Annotated in this window: 20 protein-coding genes and 1 tRNA gene; 12 read left to right on the top strand and 9 right to left on the bottom strand. The window is 67.9% G+C overall.

Going from position 1 to position 19,147, the window contains the following annotated elements; translation table 11 throughout:
• Nucleotides 1-272: 272 nt before the first annotated feature.
• Nucleotides 273-1,238, bottom strand: coding sequence for a bifunctional 2-dehydro-3-deoxygluconokinase/2-dehydro-3-deoxygalactonokinase (kdgK1, locus tag DJ69_RS07910; RefSeq protein WP_180271758.1), 966 nt, complete (start codon nt 1,236-1,238; stop codon nt 273-275).
• Nucleotides 1,239-1,379: 141 nt separating this feature from the next.
• Nucleotides 1,380-2,426, bottom strand: coding sequence for an MBL fold metallo-hydrolase (locus DJ69_RS07905; protein WP_099255127.1), 1,047 nt, complete (start codon nt 2,424-2,426; stop codon nt 1,380-1,382).
• Nucleotides 2,427-2,625: 199 nt separating this feature from the next.
• On the opposite strand from DJ69_RS07905, the gene DJ69_RS07900 reads away from it, so the two are divergent.
• From DJ69_RS07900 to DJ69_RS07890, 3 genes are all read left to right on the top strand, one after another.
• Entirely contained in the window at nt 2,626-3,003 is a 378-nt protein-coding gene (locus tag DJ69_RS07900) for a hypothetical protein (protein ID WP_099255126.1), read from the top strand.
• A 424-nt stretch (nt 3,004-3,427) separates the two neighbouring features.
• A complete protein-coding gene (gene purL, locus DJ69_RS07895) occupies nt 3,428-5,683 on the top strand; it encodes a phosphoribosylformylglycinamidine synthase subunit PurL (RefSeq protein WP_099255125.1) in 2,256 nt (751 codons plus the stop codon).
• A 151-nt stretch (nt 5,684-5,834) separates the two neighbouring features.
• A complete protein-coding gene (locus tag DJ69_RS07890) occupies nt 5,835-7,001 on the top strand; it encodes an ABC transporter ATP-binding protein (protein WP_099255124.1) in 1,167 nt (388 codons plus the stop codon).
• A gap of 54 nt (nt 7,002-7,055) precedes the next feature.
• On the opposite strand, the gene DJ69_RS18310 is transcribed toward DJ69_RS07890, so the two are convergent.
• The 3 genes from DJ69_RS18310 to DJ69_RS07880 form a co-directional block, all read right to left on the bottom strand.
• Complete coding sequence (locus tag DJ69_RS18310; RefSeq protein ID WP_180271757.1) at nt 7,056-7,205, bottom strand: DUF7550 family protein; 150 nt, start codon at nt 7,203-7,205, stop codon at nt 7,056-7,058.
• Between the two features lie 231 nt (nt 7,206-7,436).
• Nucleotides 7,437-7,958 (bottom strand): DUF3368 domain-containing protein, encoded by a 522-nt coding sequence (locus DJ69_RS07885; protein ID WP_099255123.1) that lies wholly within the window; start codon nt 7,956-7,958, stop codon nt 7,437-7,439.
• Complete coding sequence (locus tag DJ69_RS07880) at nt 7,955-8,245, bottom strand: hypothetical protein (RefSeq protein ID WP_099255122.1); 291 nt, start codon at nt 8,243-8,245, stop codon at nt 7,955-7,957. Before DJ69_RS07880 ends, DJ69_RS07885 begins: the two co-directional genes overlap by 4 nt.
• A 137-nt stretch (nt 8,246-8,382) precedes the next feature.
• On the opposite strand from DJ69_RS07880, the gene DJ69_RS07875 reads away from it, so the two are divergent.
• Both DJ69_RS07875 and DJ69_RS07870 read left to right on the top strand, forming a co-directional pair.
• Entirely contained in the window at nt 8,383-8,673 is a 291-nt protein-coding gene (locus DJ69_RS07875) for a ribbon-helix-helix domain-containing protein (RefSeq protein WP_099255121.1), read from the top strand.
• Nucleotides 8,660-8,947 (top strand): type II toxin-antitoxin system RelE family toxin, encoded by a 288-nt coding sequence (locus DJ69_RS07870; protein ID WP_099255120.1) that lies wholly within the window; start codon nt 8,660-8,662, stop codon nt 8,945-8,947. Before DJ69_RS07875 ends, DJ69_RS07870 begins: the two co-directional genes overlap by 14 nt.
• A gap of 92 nt (nt 8,948-9,039) precedes the next feature.
• Here the strand turns inward: DJ69_RS07870 and DJ69_RS18305 are convergent, their stop codons facing one another.
• The 3 genes from DJ69_RS18305 to DJ69_RS07860 form a co-directional block, all read right to left on the bottom strand.
• The gene (locus tag DJ69_RS18305) at nt 9,040-9,189 is read right to left on the bottom strand and encodes a DUF7550 family protein (RefSeq protein ID WP_180271756.1); all 150 of its coding nucleotides are present in this window, start codon (nt 9,187-9,189) and stop codon (nt 9,040-9,042) included.
• A gap of 127 nt (nt 9,190-9,316) precedes the next feature.
• Complete coding sequence (locus DJ69_RS07865) at nt 9,317-10,009, bottom strand: hypothetical protein (protein ID WP_144050406.1); 693 nt, start codon at nt 10,007-10,009, stop codon at nt 9,317-9,319.
• Nucleotides 10,010-10,162: 153 nt separating this feature from the next.
• Nucleotides 10,163-10,744, bottom strand: a complete 582-nt coding sequence (locus tag DJ69_RS07860) for a DUF7344 domain-containing protein (RefSeq protein WP_099255118.1) — start codon at nt 10,742-10,744, stop codon at nt 10,163-10,165.
• A 466-nt stretch (nt 10,745-11,210) separates the two neighbouring features.
• Between DJ69_RS07860 and DJ69_RS17845 the strand changes: the two genes are divergently transcribed.
• From DJ69_RS17845 to DJ69_RS07840, 6 genes are all read left to right on the top strand, one after another.
• The gene (locus tag DJ69_RS17845) at nt 11,211-11,870 is read left to right on the top strand and encodes a hypothetical protein (protein ID WP_144050405.1); all 660 of its coding nucleotides are present in this window, start codon (nt 11,211-11,213) and stop codon (nt 11,868-11,870) included.
• Nucleotides 11,871-11,882: 12 nt separating this feature from the next.
• The gene (locus tag DJ69_RS17840; RefSeq protein WP_144050404.1) at nt 11,883-12,428 is read left to right on the top strand and encodes a DUF1102 domain-containing protein; all 546 of its coding nucleotides are present in this window, start codon (nt 11,883-11,885) and stop codon (nt 12,426-12,428) included.
• A 104-nt stretch (nt 12,429-12,532) separates the two neighbouring features.
• Entirely contained in the window at nt 12,533-14,116 is a 1,584-nt protein-coding gene (locus DJ69_RS07855) for a CARDB domain-containing protein (RefSeq protein WP_099255117.1), read from the top strand.
• A gap of 48 nt (nt 14,117-14,164) precedes the next feature.
• Nucleotides 14,165-15,070, top strand: a complete 906-nt coding sequence (locus DJ69_RS07850) for a hypothetical protein (RefSeq protein WP_099255116.1) — start codon at nt 14,165-14,167, stop codon at nt 15,068-15,070.
• Between the two features lie 188 nt (nt 15,071-15,258).
• Nucleotides 15,259-16,422 carry a signal peptidase I gene (locus DJ69_RS07845; RefSeq protein ID WP_099255115.1) on the top strand — a complete coding sequence of 388 codons (1,164 nt, stop codon included), beginning with the start codon at nt 15,259-15,261 and terminating at the stop codon, nt 16,420-16,422.
• A gap of 4 nt (nt 16,423-16,426) precedes the next feature.
• The gene (locus tag DJ69_RS07840; protein ID WP_180271755.1) at nt 16,427-17,719 is read left to right on the top strand and encodes a DUF5305 domain-containing protein; all 1,293 of its coding nucleotides are present in this window, start codon (nt 16,427-16,429) and stop codon (nt 17,717-17,719) included.
• A gap of 77 nt (nt 17,720-17,796) precedes the next feature.
• Here DJ69_RS07840 and DJ69_RS07835 read toward each other — a convergent pair whose 3' ends face one another.
• A complete protein-coding gene (locus DJ69_RS07835) occupies nt 17,797-18,699 on the bottom strand; it encodes an NAD-dependent epimerase/dehydratase family protein (protein ID WP_099255114.1) in 903 nt (300 codons plus the stop codon).
• Nucleotides 18,700-18,812: 113 nt separating this feature from the next.
• Here DJ69_RS07835 and DJ69_RS07830 point away from each other — a divergent pair.
• Nucleotides 18,813-18,885 (top strand) — tRNA-Gln (locus tag DJ69_RS07830).
• Nucleotides 18,886-19,147: the final 262 nt, after the last annotated feature.

The following is a 19,147-nucleotide window of genomic DNA, read 5'->3' as shown; positions in this document are numbered from 1 at the left end:
CTCCAAAGCCCCGGCCGCGACGACTCGGGGGCCTTGCTGCGCGCCTCACTCGGTCGCTGACGCTCCCTCGTTGCGGTGCTTGCTGCGGCCACCTTCGTCCTCGCGGCCGCCCCTTTGAGTCCCGCCCCACACCGCAACCGCAGCCTCACGCCTCCCCAGCCTCGCCGCTCGCGCTTGAAAGCGCTCGCGGTGTCCCTCGCGCGCGCTCCTCATGGCCGCCGAGGGCGGCCACTCGGAGGCGCGCGCCACCGCACAGCGATTTGTAAAGAGTCCTACCGATTGATCCCGCCCGCGCCGTCGACGACGCTCGCAACGTCGTCGGGCGTGATCACCGCGAGGTCGCCGTCGACGGTGCGTTTCAGGGCGGCGGCCGCGGCGGCCCACTCCAGCGCGTCGGCCACGTCGCCGCCGTGGATGCGCTTCGCGAGGTAGCCGGCGACGAAGGCGTCGCCGGTGCCGATCGCGTCGTAGGTGTCGGCCTCGAAGACCCCCTGCTCGTAGATCTCGCCGCGCCGGAGCGCGACCGCGCCCTCCGTGCCCCGGGTGACGACCACCGTCCCGAAGTCGAACTCCGAGGCGAGTCCGTGGGCGATCTCGATCGCGTCGCCCTCGCGGTCCAGTACCTCCCGGGCGTCACGGCGGGGGACGAACAGGGTGTCGATCTGTTCGAAGAGCTCCTCGTAGGCGGCGCGGGCGGTCTCGGGGTCCCAGAGCTTCGCCCGGTAGTTGAGGTCGAACGAGCGCGTCACGTCGGCCTCGCCGGCCGCGCGGAGCAGGGCCGTCGTCGTCTCCGCGGCCTGCTCCGAGAGCGCGGGCGTGATCCCGGTCGTGTGGAAGCGCTCGGCCGCCTCCAGCGCTCCGGTGGGGAGCTCCGCGGGCGTAACCGTCGTGATCGCCGCGTCGGCGCGGTCGTAGATCACGTTCGTCCCGCGGGGTTCGCCGCCGTGTTCGAGGTAGTACGTCCCGACCCGGCTCGTCTCGGGGTCGGCCCACGACACGCCCGTCCGGACGCCGTGGCTCCGAAGCTCGCCGATGATCCGGCGCCCGAGCGGCGACTCCGGGAGCTTCGAGAGCCAGACGGCGTCGGTGCCGAGCCGGGCGGCGCCGACCGCGACGTTGCTCTCCGCGCCGCCCGCCTGCACGCCGAGGGTCTCGGTGGTCTCCAGCCGCTCGCCGCGCGGCGGTGAGAGGCGGAGCATCGTCTCGCCGAACGTCACCAGATCCGTCACGCCGACCACCTCGCCGGGGCGTCCCCCGCGGTCGCCGGGGGCGCCGCAGTCGCTACGGTGTACATACCGGAGCGTCGGCGAGGGAGTACAAAAGGACCCGCGATCGGCGACGGACGGTGAGCGCGGCGTGACCGCGAGGGGGGCGTCCGGTCACCCCTCCGAGCCGTCGACCGCGTCGTCGAGGGCCGTGGTCGGGAACAGCGCGTCGACGTTCGGCTCCGGCTCGATCAGCCGGTAGGCGGTCCCGTCGGTCTCGACGACGCCCGCGTCGGCGAGGTGATCGAGGTGCGCGAACGCCTCGCCGGGGCCGTGGAGCACGTGGATCTCCGAGAGGTCGCCGAACAGCGCGGCCGAAACCTCCCACGCGGTCGCGGGGCCCGCGCCTTCGAGCACGTCGAGCACCCGCCGCGTGCGGTGGCGGTGGTGATCGAGGATCGTCGCGGCCCGCAGGCTCGGCTCGTCGATCCGTTCGCGGTGACCCGGGTGGGCCGCGTCGAAGTCGCGCGCCACGATCCGCGCGAGGCTCTCGGCGTACGCCGCCAGCGGCCCGTCGACCCGCACGTCCGCGCCGCCGACGTTCGGGGTGTACCGCGGGAGGAGCGCGTCGCCGGCGAACAGCTCCTCGCTCGCGTCCGCGCCGGCGACCGGCTCGTGGTCGGGAACCGTCCGCGGGTCGAAGGCGAACCCGGTGAGCCCGGCGGTGTGGCCCGGCAGGTGGACCGCTTCGAGGGTCACGCCGCCGGCGTCGATCACGTCGCCGTCGCCGAACGTCGTCACCTCGGCGGGGCGCCCGCTGAGGTTGGTGCTCACCGCGTCGAAGAACGCCGTCAGCCGGTTCCGATCGGAGTCGGGCATCCCCCACCGGTCGAACGTCTCGCGCTGGAGGTCGCGGTCGAGGAACAGCGGCGTCTCGGTGCCGTCGACGAGCGACGCGTCGGCCTCGTGGACGTACACGTCCGCGCCGCTCTCGGCCTGTATCTCCCCGGCCAACCCCGCGTGATCGGGGTGCCAGTGAGTGAGCGCGACCGCGTCCACGTCCGCGAACCCGACCCCGTGCTCGGCGAGGCCGGCCGCCAGCTCCTCGCGCACGTCGGGGAGCGCGACGCCGGTGTCGACGAGCGCGGTCGTCTCGCCGTCGAGCAGGTACACGTCGTTCTCGCCCTCGAAGACGGTGTTGCCGAGCTGGATCCGTTTCACGGGAGAAGGGTCGTCGGGAGCCCTTTTGAGGGTTGGCACCGCGGAACGGAGTTCCGCGTCGAGGCCGAGCCGAAGTTGAGACGGGGGGCGAGCCGAAGTTGAGACGGGGGGCGAGCCGAAGCGAAGCCGAGGGCGGATCCGAACCGGAGCGCCCGTCCCGATCCGGGCCCTTTTCGACCGCCGCCCCCATGCGATCGGTATGGAGTATCAACCGGGCGTGTGCAACATCGGACCGGCCCAACAGCGACGGCGGCTCCTCCTCGGGGTCGGGTCGCTGCTGCTCGCGGTCGTCACCGTCGCCGCGATCGTCGCCGTGGAGTGGCCGCGCTGGACGCTCATCCTGTCGCTGTTCCCGCTGTACGGCGCTGCGATGGGGTACTTCCAGTACCGCGAGCGGTTCTGCGTCGGCTTCGCCGGGATCGGCGTCTTCGACGTCGACGGGGAGACCCGGCAGGTGCGAGACGAGGCCGCGCTCGCGGCGGACCGCCGGCGCGCGGTGCGGCTGAACCTGAAGTCGCTGGCCGTCGGCGCGCTCGGAGCGTCGGTGGTCTACGGCGCGTCGCTTGTACTGGTATAGCGATCGGTTATAAACGACTGCCGGCAGACCGACGGCGGGAAACACCACCAAATCCCCGGTCGCGACGATTCGCATGACTCGCTGCGCTCCTCACTCACTGCGCTCTTCACTCGGTCGCTCGTTTCACTCGCTCTCTTTGCGGTGCGTGCGTCGTCAGTCTTCGTCCTCGCGACTGCCCCTTCGAGTCCCCCCCGCCTCCCGCCCCGCACAGGACCATACCTCACACCTCCCCAGCCTCGCCGCTCGCGCTTGAAAGCGCTCGCGGTGTCCCTCGCGCGCGCTCCTCATGGCCGCCGAGGGCGGCCACTCGGCGGCGCGCGCCACCGCACAGCACCGCGGTCCGTGCTGCCTTCGCAGTCACCGGCAACCGCACGAACGTGCACATAGAAAAGCATTAGAACCGGCTCGATAACCACGTAAGTGAATGAGTCTGTCCGAGCCGGACCACGAGCTCGTCGTCGCAGAGCTCGGCCGGGAGCCGACGGCGGCCGAGGCCGCGCTGTTCGAGAACCTCTGGAGCGAGCACTGCGCGTACCGCTCCTCGCGGCCTCTGCTGTCGGCGTTCGAGAGCGAGGGCGATCAGGTCGTCGTCGGCCCCGGCGACGACGCGGCGGTCCTCGCGCTGCCGGACCCCGCCGCGGCGGACACGCCCCCGGCCGAGCGCGACGCCGACGACTACAGCGATCAGTACGTCACCTTCGGCGTCGAGAGTCACAACCACCCCTCCTTCGTGGACCCGTTCGACGGCGCGGCCACCGGCGTCGGCGGCATCGTCCGCGACACCATGTCGATGGGCGCGTACCCGATCGCCCTGCTCGACTCGCTGTACTTCGGCGGCTTCGACCGCGAGCGCTCGCGCTACCTCTTCGAGGGGGTCGTCGAGGGGATCTCCCACTACGGCAACTGCATCGGCGTCCCCACCGTCGGCGGCAGCGTCGCCTTCCACGACGGCTACGAGGGGAACCCCCTCGTCAACGTCGCCTGCGTCGGCCTCACGAACGAGGACCGACTCGTGACCGCGACCGCCCAGGAGCCGGGGAACAAGCTCGTGCTCGTCGGGAACGGCACCGGGCGCGACGGCCTCGGCGGCGCCTCCTTCGCGAGCGAGGACCTCGCCGAGGACGCCGAGACCGAGGACCGCCCCGCGGTGCAGGTCGGCGACCCCTACGCCGAGAAGCGGCTGATCGAGTGCAACGAGGCGCTGGTCGACGAGGATCTGGTCCTGTCGGCCCGCGACCTCGGCGCGGCGGGCCTCGGCGGCGCCTCCTCGGAACTCGTCGCGAAGGGCGGGCTCGGCGCCCGGATCGACCTCGACAGCGTCCACCAGCGCGAACCGAACATGAACGCGATGGAGATCCTGCTCGCCGAGAGCCAAGAGCGGATGTGTTACGAGGTCGCCCCCGAAGACGTGGCGCGCGCCGAGGCGCTCGCCGAGCGGTTCGACCTCGGCTGCTCGGTCATCGGCGAGGTGACCGACGGGAACTACGTCTGCGAGTTCGGCGGCGCGGGCGAGGGAGACGACGCGGAATCCGAAGTCGTCGTCGACGTGGACGCCGCGTACCTCGCCGACGGCGCCCCGATGAACGACCTTCCGAGCGAGACCCCGACTCAGCCGGATCGCGACCTCCCGGACCCCGAGCCGGCCCTCGAGGAGGCGGTCGAGTCGGTCGTCGCCGCTCCCTCCACCGCGAGCAAGCGCTGGGTGTACCGCCAGTACGACCACGAGGTCGGCGTCCGCACGGCGCTGAAACCCGGCGACGACGCCGCGATCATGGCGATCCGCGAGACGGAGTCGGAGTCCGAGCCGGCCGCCGAATCACCCGGCGTCGGCCTCGCGCTCTCCGCCGGGGCGAACCCGAACTGGACCGAGGCCGCGCCCTACGAGGGCGCTCGCGCCGTCGCCCTCGAAAACGCGACGAACCTCGCCGCGAAGGGCGCGGTCCCGCTCGCCGCGGTCGACTGCCTCAACGGCGGCAACCCGGAGAAGCCCGACGTGTACGGCGGCTTCAAGGGGATCGTCGACGGGCTCGCCGACGCCTGCGCCGATCTCGACACCCCCGTCGTCGGCGGTAACGTCTCGCTGTACAACGACAGCGTCGAGGGGCCCATCCCGCCGACGCCGACGCTCGCGCTGATCGGCACACGTACGGGGTACGACGCCCCGCCCGCCGCCCTCAACGCCGACCGCGCCGGCGACTCGGAGCTGCTGTTGGTCGGCGACGGCGGCGCCGACGGCGGCGCGCTCGGCGGCTCCGAGTACCTCGCGCAGGCGGGCGGGACCGACCGCTTCCCGACGCTCCCGGAGTCGGAGACGGACGGCCTCGCCGATCGGATCGCGTCGCTCGCGGCGGTCGCCCGCCACGAGTCGACGCTCGCGACCCACGACGTGAGCGACGGCGGGCTCGCGGTCGCGCTCGCGGAGCTGGTGACCGACGAGGCGGGCGCCGACGTGACCCTCCCCGATCGGGTCGCGGCGTTCGAGGAGACGCCCGGACGGCTGGTCGTCCAGACGACCGACCCCGAGGCGGTCGCCGACCGCGCCGGGGGGCTGCCGGTCCTCCGACTCGGCGACGTGACGACCGACGGGACGCTGTCGCTGTCGGTCGGCGACGACGAGACGACCCTCGACGCCGAGGCGATCCGGGACCTCCGCGGCGTCATCGAGCGCGAGCTCGCCTGAGTCGACGAGGGCGACCCCGCCGCCACCGACTGAGACGGTTATACCGGACTCGCGTTATCGCGAAGGGAAAGCGAGCGATACGCTTTTAGGTGTTCCTAAAATACGTAGTGGCAGTTACGGGACGCCGGCCGGTCCGGCGCCCGACACACCGATGTCTCACACGGAATCAATCAAACGGACGCAGTCGGCCCAGGACGCGAGCGAGTCGCCCGCGGACACGAACGAAGCGCACGCCGACGCGGCCGGATCGAGCGCCGGCAGCGCGCCGGATCCCGTGTTGTCGCTGTCGGGTGTGACGAAGGATTTCGGCCCGGAGACCGCCGTCGACGGCGTCTCCCTCGACGTCAAGCCGGGAGAGCTGCTCACCTTCCTCGGCCCCTCCGGTTGCGGGAAGACGACGACGCTCCGGACGATTGCCGGGTTAGAGGAACCCACCGAGGGACGGATCACCCTCGGCGACGAGGCCGTCTCCGGCGACGGGGCGTTCGTCCCGCCCGAGGAGCGCGACGTGGGGATCGTCTTCCAGAACTTCGCGCTGTTCCCGCACCTCACCGTCCGGGAGAACATCGCGTTCGGCCTCGACGACGCGGGCGCGAGCTCGGCGCGCGTCGACGAACTGCTCGACCTCGTCGACCTCCCCGAGCACGGCGAGAAGACCCCGGACCAGCTCTCCGGCGGGCAGAAACAGCGCGTCGCGCTCGCGCGGTCGCTCGCGCCCGAGCCCGAGGTGCTCCTGCTCGACGAGCCGTTTTCGAACCTCGACGTGCGGCTCCGCGTCGAGATGCGCGAGGAGGTCCGCCGGATCCTGAAGCAGGCCGGCGTCACCGCCGTCTCCGTCACCCACGACCAGGAGGAGGCGCTCTCCATCTCCGACCGCGTCGCCGTGATGAACGACGGGCGGATCGAGCAGGTCGGTCGCCCCGAGTCCGTGTTCGAGCGCCCCGAGTCGAAGTTCGTCGCCTCCTTCCTCGGGCGCGCGTCGTTCCTCGAAGGCGAGCTCCGCGACGGGAAGGTCGAGACCGGGGTCGGTCGGTTCGACGCCGTCACGCTGGAGGGGTACGACACCGTCTACGACGGCGCGCCCGTCGACGTTCTGGTGCGGCCCGACGACCTCCGGGCGAGCCCCGCGAGCGCCGAGCTGGCCGACGGGACCATCGTCTCGCGGCAGTACGTCGGGCCATCGTTCATCTATCGGGTCGAGCTCGACTCCGGCGAGGTCGTCCACTGCCTCCACAACCACGTCGAGGAGTTCGACCTCGACGAGGCGGTGAGCCTGGAGCTCACCGCCGATCACCCGCTGGCCTGGTACCCGCGGTAGGCGCGTCGCTGTCGGGGCGCTCTCTCGTACAGAACCCGCGAGCGACCGCGTCGCTCAGAAGGTGAACAGGAAGGGGATGACGTACGCGACGAGCAGACCGACGAGGGTGACGGCAGCGCCGATACCGACCGCGCGGCTGTCGAACGACTGCATGGGAGCGGTCACGCGCTTGTCCGGGTCGGGCTCGTGGGAGTGATCGTCCATATCCGGCTGTCAGTGCGGGGGACACATAAGGGCATCTGAACGGGGCGGGCGAGCGGAGCAGACAGTCGGCTCGGAGGAACTCGAGACCACACCCACCTGAGGTGTGGAGCCCACAGCAGAACGCGGTGGTGAACGGGCAGATCGAGAGCGCGCAGGCGGTCGACGAGGAAACGGAACCCGAGATCGAGCGCCCGAGTCGCTCCGACACGGAATCGACGGAGAAGTCCTCGATCAGTCCCCGAGCGATTCCAACGTCCCGACGATCTTCGTGTACACGTCCGGCGCCACGTACCAGCCGTGATCGATCATCGCGTCGATGGCGTCACGTCCCTCCGGCGTGGACAGGTGCCCGTCCTGCACGGCGGCGAGGACGAGGTACGCGGTCCCCCGCGTCTCGACGTCCTCTACTTCGGCCGCGGAGCGTCCGGCCGACTCGTCCATCACGGCGACCGCGTCGCGGGCGGCCGCGCAGGTCAGGACCGCGGCGTCGGCGTCGCTCAACCCCGGATGGCGCGCGAGTCGCGTCGCGACCGGCGAGTCGTCGGTGTCGACCGCGACGACGTCGACGAGGCCCTCCTCCACGGCGCGCTCGATCCGACGCGCGTCGTCGTACCCCTGCTCGACGCCGGCCGTAACCACTTCGCGGTGGACGGCCTCCGGGACGACTCGCGGCTCGTCCAGCGTCTCGATCACGCCGAGCCGTTCCGCCTTCGCGAGATAGATCAGCGGTGTCGCGTCGAAGACCCAGCTCACAGCTCGTCGAGGTCGGCTTCGAGGTGGTCACCGGACACCCACGCGTCGTCGGCCTCCTCGGCGAGGCGCGCGAACTCCCACACCGATACCTCCGCGAGTTCGGCGGCCTTTATGAGAGAAACGTCGCCGTCGGCGAAGCGTTCGAGCGCGCGCTCGCGTCGCCACGCTTCGAGCCCCTCCGAGAGGAGCTTTCGGACCGCCGTACTCCGGTCGAGGCGCTCCTCGTCGAGGTAGGCTTCGAGTTCCGCTTCGAGGTCATCGGGGACTCGCGTCGAGATGGTGGGCATAGTGTATGCTATGTATATATTCTATACAAGCGTTTCGGCGACAGGTGTAGTTTCTGGCGCGGATAGTTCCTCCTGACACCGAGGACGGCGTCCTCGCCAGAATAGTATTTATATAACCGCGTATGCAATACATACGTATGTCTGAAACAGGTACGAACGGCGGCAACATCGACGATCCCGAGACGACGACGATCAATATTCGCGTCACCGAACGACAGCTGGCGGAGATCGACGCGGTCTGGAAAGAGGAGGGATACACCTCGCGGAGCGAGTTCCTTCGACACGCGATTCGGGACGCGACGGATCATCCCGGTGCGTCGCGCGAGATACTCGCGAGCATCGCCACCGAGGAGTACGCCATGCGGAACGGTGAGAGCGAGGCCGTCTCCCGCGAGGAAGTCGTCGATCTGATCGATGACGACGCGTGACGACTGGACGTGGAAGTTTCGTCCTCCCGCCGCCCGGACGTTCGAGAACTTGGACACGCCGACACAGCGACGTACCTTGTCGAAACTCGACGAGATCGTCACCGACGAGTGGTGCGATCCGTCGGCGTACATCGAACCCCCGTCGGGCGTCCCGCACGGTAAGATCCGAATCGGCGACTTCCGACTCGGAGCCGACGCCGATCGCGAGAGCAAGACGCCGCGTATCTACGACATCGAACACCGGTCGGGAGCGTATCGCCCGGGCGACGACTGACGGCGTTTCACTTGGCGCTCTGTTCGCTTCGATCCGACGGGGGATCCCTGTGTCCGTGATCGACGCGATCGCCGGGGTACTTCCGGCAGCGCTCAGAAAGTCGCGAGGAACGGAACGGTGTACGCGACCAGCAGGCCGACGAGGGCGACGGCCGCGCCGATGCCGACCTCGCGGCTGCCGAATCCCTGCATCGGGGATGTCACGCGTTCGTCCGGGTCGGGTTCGCGTGAGTGGTCGTCCATGTCCGAGTGCCAATACGGGAGACAGATAAGGGCATCAGAACGGGGCGCGGCCCCGGTCGATCGTCGGTTCGGAGACGCGCGTTCCGGCGACCGACTCGAAACGTGGGGCGAACGACGCCGGGGAGCGCTATGACCGCTTGAACACCGTCTCAGAGATTACGACTTGTTCGATTGCGTCATTTCCGCCTTCTCCGCCGTTTCGTGGGTGAAGAACGGCCTGTCTGTTCGTATTTGCAGCCCCCTCGTTCGATTCCGCGGCTCCGGTCCCACTGTTCGAGTTCGACGAGATGGTTCTCTCTTCTTCTGTGCCGCTCTCGAACACGACAGTCACGGGGAGGTCAGTAAACACGCCCTCAACCACGGCATTTCCGTTATTTCCATTGAACCTGACGTCGAGACACGACACCGCAAACTGCCGAGTCACCTCGACAGTGGCACCGCCGGCGGTGCCGTCAAGCGACAGTGTCAGTTGTCCATTCCCGCTGTCTCCACACGTGACGGCGACGAACGCGTCATCGCCGATTCCCAGTTTGTTGCCGTCTTTGAGTGGCTCGTCGACGCGGATATCACCGTCACTGACGACGCCCGCTGCTTTAGAGACGTTCACCGTCAGATCAAGCGGGTCAGAGAACTGGTTTTTTATTTGGACGACATCATTCGGCTGGTAGTCTCCCGGCTCGGTCAGTTGAGTGTTAGAGCCGGTCGGAAGGTAGCGATTCACTTGCTGTAGCCCCAGATACGCCTCGTCGTCGTCGACGACGTTCACCTCCACGCCGCGCTCGGCCTCGACGCTGCTGAACGCGCCGGTGCCGATGCTCATCGCGCCGGAGCTCGCACCGCCGAGCAGGAGGATGGCGTGTCGTCGTTTCATTATGAGTGCGAGGTCACGTTTCGTTCGTCGTGGAATACGTGTTCCGACCCTAAGGTTATGCGCTCCCGGAACCGCCGAAAGCGCCGCTTGAAACCCGGCGCCCTACGTCAATTCCGGGGGTTCCTCGGGTTCGCCGACCTTCATCTCCGCGGTGTAGTACTTGTGGGTGATCGCGGAGAAGGTAAACGCCACGACGATCGCGATCATCCACGCCATGTCGGACAGGAGAACGAACGGCCACGCGTCGAGCCACACAGCGCCGGTGAGCGCGACGGCCACCCCGGAGATCCCCAGATAGTACGTGCTCCAGGGGATCTCCCTCCCCTCGACGACGTCCATGTAGAGGTCGACGTTCTGCAGCGCGGGCGTCGGTTCGACGACCCCGCGGTCCTTGTTGAAGTCGACGACGCCCACGTTGTCCATCTTCGGCAGGTGCGACTGCTGAAGCGCGGTGTACACGCGCTTGCGCTCGGCCCCGGTGATCTCCGCCGTTTCGATCCCGTTCTCCCAAGCCGCGATCTGCTCGGCCATGTCCCCGATCGCGATCGAGTCGGGCTCCTCGCGCTTCAACAGATGGACCGCGAAGCGCCTGCGCTGATTCGCCAACACCTCGAACAGCTCGTCCTCGGACACCTCCGTCGCCGGTTCAGACCCTCCCCCGTCTACCTGTTGTACCGACGCCATATCTGTCTGACAAATATGAACACGCCAACATAAATCCCGTGGTTATGATACTCAGACAAACTTTCTCGCCGTTGAGACGGAGGCCGATTCGGACGCGTTTGTGGCCGTATTCCGGCGGAAGAGGGCGTGATAACGCAGTATAGTTCTCACCACTCAAGATATCACGTTCGCCGTGCTTCGGTAGTTATCACGTATGGAACATTCTCTCTCAGCAATCGTTGCCGGTTCAAGCCCCTCCTGAACAGGGGTTCTGGAGGTCTCAGGCTGCACCTGAACCGTTCGGATCGTGGTTCAGGCAAGGGCGGAACCCACCCGTCGACTGTTCAGCCGCTCCCAGAAGTGTTTCTGGAAATTCATAACGATATGGGATAGGCCCCATGGGTGTCATAGAGCGACCTCGGGTGAGGCGGGATGTCCCGTCGTCGACGGCCCGCGGGTCGTGTGCGGACAACGAGGTTACACAACTATGGCAAACCGACGCAAGTTCATCGCCGGTCTGGGCGCATTGGCTACGGGTAGTGCGGCTGCAATGGGTACGGGCGCGTTCTCAAGCGTTCGCGCGGAACGTGCTATCAATGTCAGTACTGCTGGTGACTCTGGCGCGTACCTCGGCTTAGATGCCTCTACGAGTGTGTACGCGAAAGAGACTGGCGACACTCTCGAGCTCCAGTTTGATGGCAGCAATAGTAATCAGAATGGGAACGGTCTGAATGCCAACGCAGACACGACCTTTACTAACGTGATGAGGATTGAAAACAACGGCACGAACACCGTTCGACTCCAACTCGGTGATGATGATAATGGGACTTCTGCAATCGGCATTCTCCCAGACGGACCCATGGTAGTTTCGTACACGGATAACGAACTAACTTCAGACGCGTTGGCGGACAGTACTCCGTTCGCTGCGGTACCATCCGTTCCCTCTCATTGGAGTAACAGTGCCGACGTGGCTAGTCAGGACCTCGCACCGGGTGACGATCTCTATGTTCACTTCGGATTCTACCTAAACGGAGACATTCAATCGCTGGGAAGTACCGCGTCGACTTCACTTTCGGACGTTCCCGACGACATTGGATTCTACGCTGATGGTTCCAGTGAAGACGGTTCAGACTTCAGCAGTAGCTAACAATTCTAGCTAATGAAACGAAGACGCCTGCTTGGTGCTACTGGCGGTCTGTTAGCTGGTTCCCTGACTGTTGGGACCGGTGCATTCTCCAGCACCCGAGCAGAGCGTAGTGTCACAGCAAAGATTGTTGATGACAGTCAGGCCTATCTTCGGATTAACACTGATGTTGGGATCGCTGGTCGATCTAGTGATGTTAATCTCGGAGACGGTGTGCACGTAGCAACGTTCAGAATTCCAGGGCCAGAGGACGACCTTGTCGCTGGAACCGATCCCAATGGCATCGGGAACCAGTCGCAGTACTGGTTCGATAATATGGCAGTTCTCCAGAATCAGGGGACAAATTCGGTCACTGTTTACAGTGACTACAGTGGCGAATTGGATGAACTTGCCATATATAAAAGTGGACAGACATCTGCGATATTACAATCGGAAAGTACTGGCGTGGTACTAGATCCTGGCGATTCGTTCACCATCGGGTTGTATATAAAAACAGCTGATGAAGGTGTGAAAGAATACAATGAAAATATCGGCATCATCGCAAAGGCAGTAGAGGAATGAATAATTAGTCCCCTTTCACACAGTATCAGCGTTATATTTATACTAAATGTATGATATGTCGGATCGATGAACTACACCGGACGAATTGAAAAATACCATAAATAATGGTACATTTCCGCCGTACCCTGATCCTCGCCCTCCTGCTCGTAGCCGCAGGGTCGTTGGCGTTCGCCACGGGGGCGGCGGTCATCGACGGCGACGCCGACACCTTCGCCGACGACAAGATCGCGGTCCAGCCGGCCGACGGGCCGAACGGGCAGTACGCCTATTTAAATGACGACGACGAGATCGCGATCGACGTCTCGGCGTCGAACCCCAACATCCAGGACCCCTCCTTCGAGGGAGTGAACGTCGGAGCGACGGGGACGATCGACGACGTGTTCACGATCACGTACACGGGCGATCGGGCCGCCGACGTGTGGATCGAGTACGAGAGCGAGAACGTCACCTTCGTGGCCGACGGCGGCTCCGTCGAGGGCAACGCCAACAACGTCACGCTCGCGCCGAACCAGAGCGTCACGGTGGGGCTCGAACTGGACGCGCGGGGCGCGACCGCCGGAGCGCATCTGGGCGCCGACGAGTTCTCGATCGAGGCGAGCGAGGCACAGCCGGAGACGACGGCGAACGACCGATCCGCGCAGGGGGCGGGCGGCGGCGGCGGTGGCGGGCTGACCAAGACGGTCAGCGCCGAGAGCGACGACCGCCGCGAGTTCGTGGCGAGCGGGATCGGTCGCGGCGACGCGGTCCGGTTCGAGGCCGACGGCATGCACCTCGACGGCGCGAACGTCACGCTCGACGGGCTCGACGTGGCGGGCGTCCGAAACGACCGCATCGAGGTGAACGCGGCCGGGACCCCCAAGCCCGTCGGGAACGGGAGCGCGCTGACGGCGCCGACGAACCCGCGGTCGATCGCGTACCTCGCCGTCGACCACGACTTCGACGCCGACGAGGTCGACGCGATGACGGTCCGGTTCAGCGCCTCTCGGGAGACGCTCGCCGACGCCGGGATCGACCCGCGAAACGTGACGTTCTACCGGCAGAGCGACGCCGGCGACTGGACCGAGAAGGGCGCCAGCGTCGTCGGCGAGGAGGCGGTCCGGAGGCGGGGGCTTCCCGAGGACCGGGTGCACTTCCGGGCGACGACCACGGAGTTCTCAACGTTCGCGGTCGCGGAGCGCGCCGCCCGCTTCAACGTGACCGAGACCGGCCTCGACCCGCGGGCGATCGATCCGGGCGAGACGGCGACCGTCCGCGCGACCGTGGAGAACGGCGGCGGCGCGGCGGGCGAGCGGTCGGTGACGCTGACGGCCGACGGCGACCCGGTCGCGAACGAGACGGTCGCGCTGGCCCCGAACGAGACCGCGACCGTCGCGCTCACGGCCGCGTTCGAGACCCCGCGCGAGTACGACCTCGCGGTCGACGGGACCGACGCCGGGAGCCTGCTGGTGGGTGACCTCGCGGCGGGTGGTGGCACCGACGACGAGGCGGACGCGGGGACCGGAACCGGGCGGGACAACGACGCCGGCGCGGGTGACGGTACCGGGGGCGACGGCGCGGCGGGCGGGTCGGGTTCGGGACCGACCGAGGAGCCCGGCGCCATCGATCTCGACGACCTCGGCGGGCTGGTCGTGTTCGTCGCGCTCATCGTCGTCGGGATCGCGCTCGTCCGTCGGATGCCCCGGTCGTGAGAGACGCTCGGCGACAGGTCTTAACCGCTGGTCCGCGACCGTCGGAGCGTGACGGCCTCTTCGAACGCGCGGGGCGACGGGACCGCGGCGGATCGGGACGCCGGCGACGCCGGGTTCCGCCGCGAGCTGATCGCCCGACTCCGGCTCGCGGACCTGTTGGTGCTCGCGGCGGTGCCCGCCGTCCTCGGCGCCGTCTTCGCGCTCCCCGAGTCGACGCGTCGGTCGCTGGTGTTCGCGTACACCGACCCGACGGTGCGGACCGCGTTCACCGCCCATTACGTCCACCTCGACGCGGGCCACCTCGCCGGCAACGTGGCGGGGTACTGCCTCCTCGTCGGCGTCGGATACGTGCTCGCGGTGTTGGCGGGGTATCGGCAGTTCTTCATGATCGCGTTCGTGACGTTCCTCGCTGCCTTCCCGATCGTCCTCTCGGCGCTGAATCTCGCCGTCCCCCGGAACGCGATCGGCTTCGGCTTCTCCGGGATCAACATGGCGCTCGCGGGGCTGCTCCCGCTCCTGCTCGGGGTGTACGCCCGCGAGCGGTTCTTCCCGGACGCGTCGATCCGCGCGCTCCCCGCGGTCTTCTTCCCGCTCGTCGGGTGGATGGCGCTGCTGGCGCTACCGGTCTCTGCGGGGGCGCTCGACGGCCCCGGACTCGCCGGAGTCGCGATCGGGATCGCTGGACTCCTACTCGGGTCGCTGTACGCGTCGACCGCCGGGATCCGAATTCGGGGGGCGGTTCGAGAGGGGATCCGCGCCGCGGTCTCGAACCCGGGCTACGGCGACCTGTTCGCGGTCGGCATCGCCGTGGTCGTCAGCTACCCGCTCGTCGGCTTTCCCGGCGATCCGACGGGGGCCGGCAGCGTGGTGAACCTGTACGTCCACCTGCTCGGCTTCTGTCTCGCGTTCATCGGGTCGTTCACGCTGCTCGCGGCCGGAGCGTTCGAGCGGTGACCGGCCGGCGGCGCCTCGGCCCGTCGCCGTCCGCCGCGGCACCTCACGATTTTCCGCCACCGCACTGCCCCGAACCACGTATTTATAACGCATCAATGACATTCTCGAGTCGACGACTGAGAGACCGGTACCGGTGACTGCGGGCCGCCGATGACACCCCACGCCGACTGACCCCCGAGAGACGATCCATGTCCCTCAAACGCACCATTTCGATAACGCTGCAGGTCACAGCCGTGCTGGTCGTCGCCTCGCTGATCGTCGGGCAGTACCTCGGCCAGCCGGTGCTTCTGAGCTACGTCGAGACGGGCAGCATGCAGCCGGTGCTCAACCCCGGCGACGGGTTCGTCGCGATCCCCGCGCCGCTCGCCGGCGGGGTCGGCGCCGGCGACGTGGTGACGTTCAACGCCCAGGAGATCCAAGGCGGCGGGCTGACGACCCACCGCGTCGTCGAGGAGACGGAGCGCGGGTACATCACGCGCGGGGACAACAACCCGTTCACCGATCAGGACGGCGGCGAGCCCGTCGTGCAGGAGGCCGACATCGTCGCGAAGGCGGCCACGGTCGGAGGGAGCGTGGTCGTCATCCCGCACCTCGGCACCGTGGCGATGGGGTTCCAGTCGGCGCTCGACTCCGTCCAGACGTGGCTGGCGGTCACGTTCGGAGTCCGGTCGCTGCAGGGCACGCAGGGGCTCGCGTACATCCTCTTCGCGCTCTCGTCGGTCGCGTACGCCGTCGACTGGTACCTCGACAGGGGGAGCCGCGAGACGCGGGAACGCGACCGCTCCCGCGACGACGGCACCTCGGTGTTCGCGATCGTCGGCGTGCTGGCGCTGGTGCTGATGGCGACCGCGACCGCGGCGATGGTCGTTCCGGCGGGGTCACAGGAGTACGGCGTCGTGAGCGCCGAGTTCGAGTCCGATAACCCGACCGTCATCGAGCGGGGCACGAGCAAAGAGCTGGAGTACGTCGTCCCCAACGCCGGGCTGGTCCCGGTGTACGCGTACGTCACTCCGCAGAGCCCGGGCGTCGACGTCGACCCCCGGCGCGTCACCGTGGGGAGCCGGGGCGAGGCGTCGACGACGGTGACGCTCAATGCGCCCGACGAGACGGGATACTACCGGCTGTTCGTCACCGAACACCGGTACCTCGCCGTGTTGCCATCGAGCGTGATCGACGAACTGTACGGCGTCCACCCGTGGGCTCCGCTGGTCGCGATAAACGGCCTCCTCGGCGGCGGGATCGTCGGGCTCGGCGTGCTGCTGCTCCGGGGCGAGCCCGCGCGGATCCGGTCTCGGGAATCGCGCGCGAAACCACCGCTCCACCGCCGCATCCTCCGCGAGATATACAGGTGACCGAATGAGTCAGACAGCTCCCGACGAAACACGGCTCCGCCTTCGGGCGGTACTGAACGCACAGTTCACCCTGATCCTCGCCGTCTGTCTCGTCGCCGCGGCGGTCGGGGGCGGGCTCGTCTACACGACCCACGTCGACCCGGGGACCGAGACCGAGACGCGGACCGTCTCCTCGCTGACCGTCGAGAGCGAGTACGTCCACTCGGCCGAGGTGACGGAGCCGAACCCGGTGTTCGACACCGGAACGGTGCTCGACGGCCGGGACACCTACTTCACGCGGGTCGCGCCCGTGCTCGACGTCGGCGTGGAGACGAGCTACGCGGCGGACGCCGCGAGCGACGTGGCGGTCACCTTCGACTCGGTGCTCATCGTCCGGAACGTCGGCGACGAGGGCGAAACCGTGTACTGGGTCGAGCGGGAGCCGCTGGTGACCGAGACGGTCTCCGACGTCGAGCCCGGCGAGACGGCGACCGCGTCGTTCACGCTCAACAGCTCCGCGGTCGACGCGACGGCCAGCGAGATCGAGTCGGAGCTCGGCGCCTCGCCCGGCGAGACGGAGACGTTCGTCGCGACGGACGTGACCGTCGAGGGCAGCATCAACGGCGAGGCGACCTCGTACGCGCGGACGATCGAGATGACGCTGGATCACGGAGGGGACACGTACACGGTCACGGAGCCGGGACTCCAGTCGGACACGACCGAACGGACGGAGTCGATGACCGTCGAGCGGAGCTACGGCCCGCTCCGCTCCACGGGCGGCCCGCTGCTGTTCCTCGCGGGGCTCGCCGGCGCCGGTGGGGTGGTGTACGCCCGCCGCGAGATCGGCCTCACGCTCACGCCGGCCGAACGGGAGTACCTCTCGTACCGGGACGATCGCTCCGAGTTCGCGGAGTGGATCACCATGATCCGGCTCCCCGAGTCCGTCCACGAGCGTCCCGAGGCCGAGGCGTCGACGCTTCGGGACCTCGTCGACTTCGCGATCGACAACGACACCGGCGTCGTCGAGGACCCGGAGACCGACGCGTACCACGCCGTGACCGAGGAGTTCGTCTACACCTACACGCCGCCAACGCTCCCGGTCGAGAGCGGCGACGAGAACGAGACGGCCGAGGTGGAAGCGTCGGCAGACGGGATCGTCGCCGGCGAGGTGACGGGCGCCGCCGTTCTCGACGGGGCCACCGACGGAGACGGGGCGAGCGAGGACGACGGGCAGTCGACGCCGGCTCCCGACGGGCAGGACCACGACGAGCGCGACCCGGACGACGAGGGGTCACCTCCCTCCGACGGGGCGAACTGACGCCTCGCGGTACCGTTCCACTCGCGGTTACTCTTCCGTCTCGCTCAGCCTGCCCCTTCCGCGCGTCTCCCTCTCGACTACAGGAACTCCGGCCCCGCGACGGCGGCGTCTTCCGCCTCACGCCACGAGTGCTCCGGCTCCCAGCCGAGCAGGCGCTTCGCCTTCGAGCAGTCGAAGGCGGCCTCGTCGCCTTCGATGTCGCAGTCGGCGGGGAGGTCGCCGTGGACCGCCTCGATCGTCGCGGCCGTGTCGCGCCCGAGGAAGTTCTCCGCCGCGGTCACGAGCACCGCCTCGTGGCCCTCGACCGGGGGTTTCGGAGCGTCCGGGGCGATCGCGGCCTCGACCGCGGCGATCAGATCGCGAACGTCGACGTACGACCACCAGTTCCCGCTCAGGTCGGCGGTCTCCGGATCGAACCCCTCCCGCGCGACGCGGGTCTTGTCCGCCCCCGGATACGTCACCCACGACGACCGCAGCGAGACGGCGGAGACGCCGTACCGGCGGGCGACGCGCGCCGCGATCTCCTCCCCGACGACCTTCGAGAGCCCGTAGGGGTCCTCCGGATCGGTCGGCGTCTCCTCGTCGATCGGGAACGCGTCCGGGAGCCAGTCGGCGTCCGAGAAGACGGTCCCGTAGAGGCTCTCGCTCGACGCCCACGCGATTCGCGCGTTCGCCGCGCCCGCCGCGTCGAGGACGTTGTAGGTGCTGACGACGTTGTTCTCGAAGACGCGCGACCCGGCGTGGCTCTCCGGGTCCGGGATCGCCGCGAGGTGGACCGCGGCGTCCGGGTCGGCGGCCTCGATCAGCTGTTTCGTCTCGCCGTAGTCGGTCAGGTCCGCGGCCTTGAACTCGACGTTCTCGCGGGTGCCCGGCGGCGTTCGCAGGTCGACGCCGACGACCTCGTGGCCGGCGGCCGCGAAGTGGTCCACGGTCCAACTGCCGACGCCGCCGCAACTGCCCGTAACGAGGATAGTCGCCATGCGGGGAGGTCGGCGAGCGCCACACGTCACTCCGGCGATCCGCCAAACGGGTCGCGATCGACGACGGTCGGGAAAGTAACCTACTTGAGTGCGGGCGGGCAACCGTCGAGTGCAGTCCCGTGGTGTAGTGGCCAATCATAATGGCCTTTGGAGCCATTGACGGCGGTTCGAATCCGCCCGGGACTACTTACTCGGAGTTCAGAATCCTTCAGCATCGCCTGCCGATCTCGGGCAGACCAGGACCGGCGCCAGGGCTACGTCGGTGGGTGCTGCTCCCAAGCGGGTAAGCGACCGGTTCGAGGAGGATTGACGTTTAATACTCGTCTACCCGGCGTACTTGTTTCGTCATCGGGCCCGCCGGTCAAGATTGAATGCGATAAACACCGGTCAGGGTTGCGGGGAGCGTTCCAAGAGAACCCGTCAAAACCATCGGTGAGTCGATCAGTCG

The organism is Halorubrum persicum (assembly GCF_002727125.1).
Taxonomy (GTDB): domain Archaea; phylum Halobacteriota; class Halobacteria; order Halobacteriales; family Haloferacaceae; genus Halorubrum; species Halorubrum persicum.
This window is presented reverse-complemented; position numbering and strand designations above follow the sequence as displayed.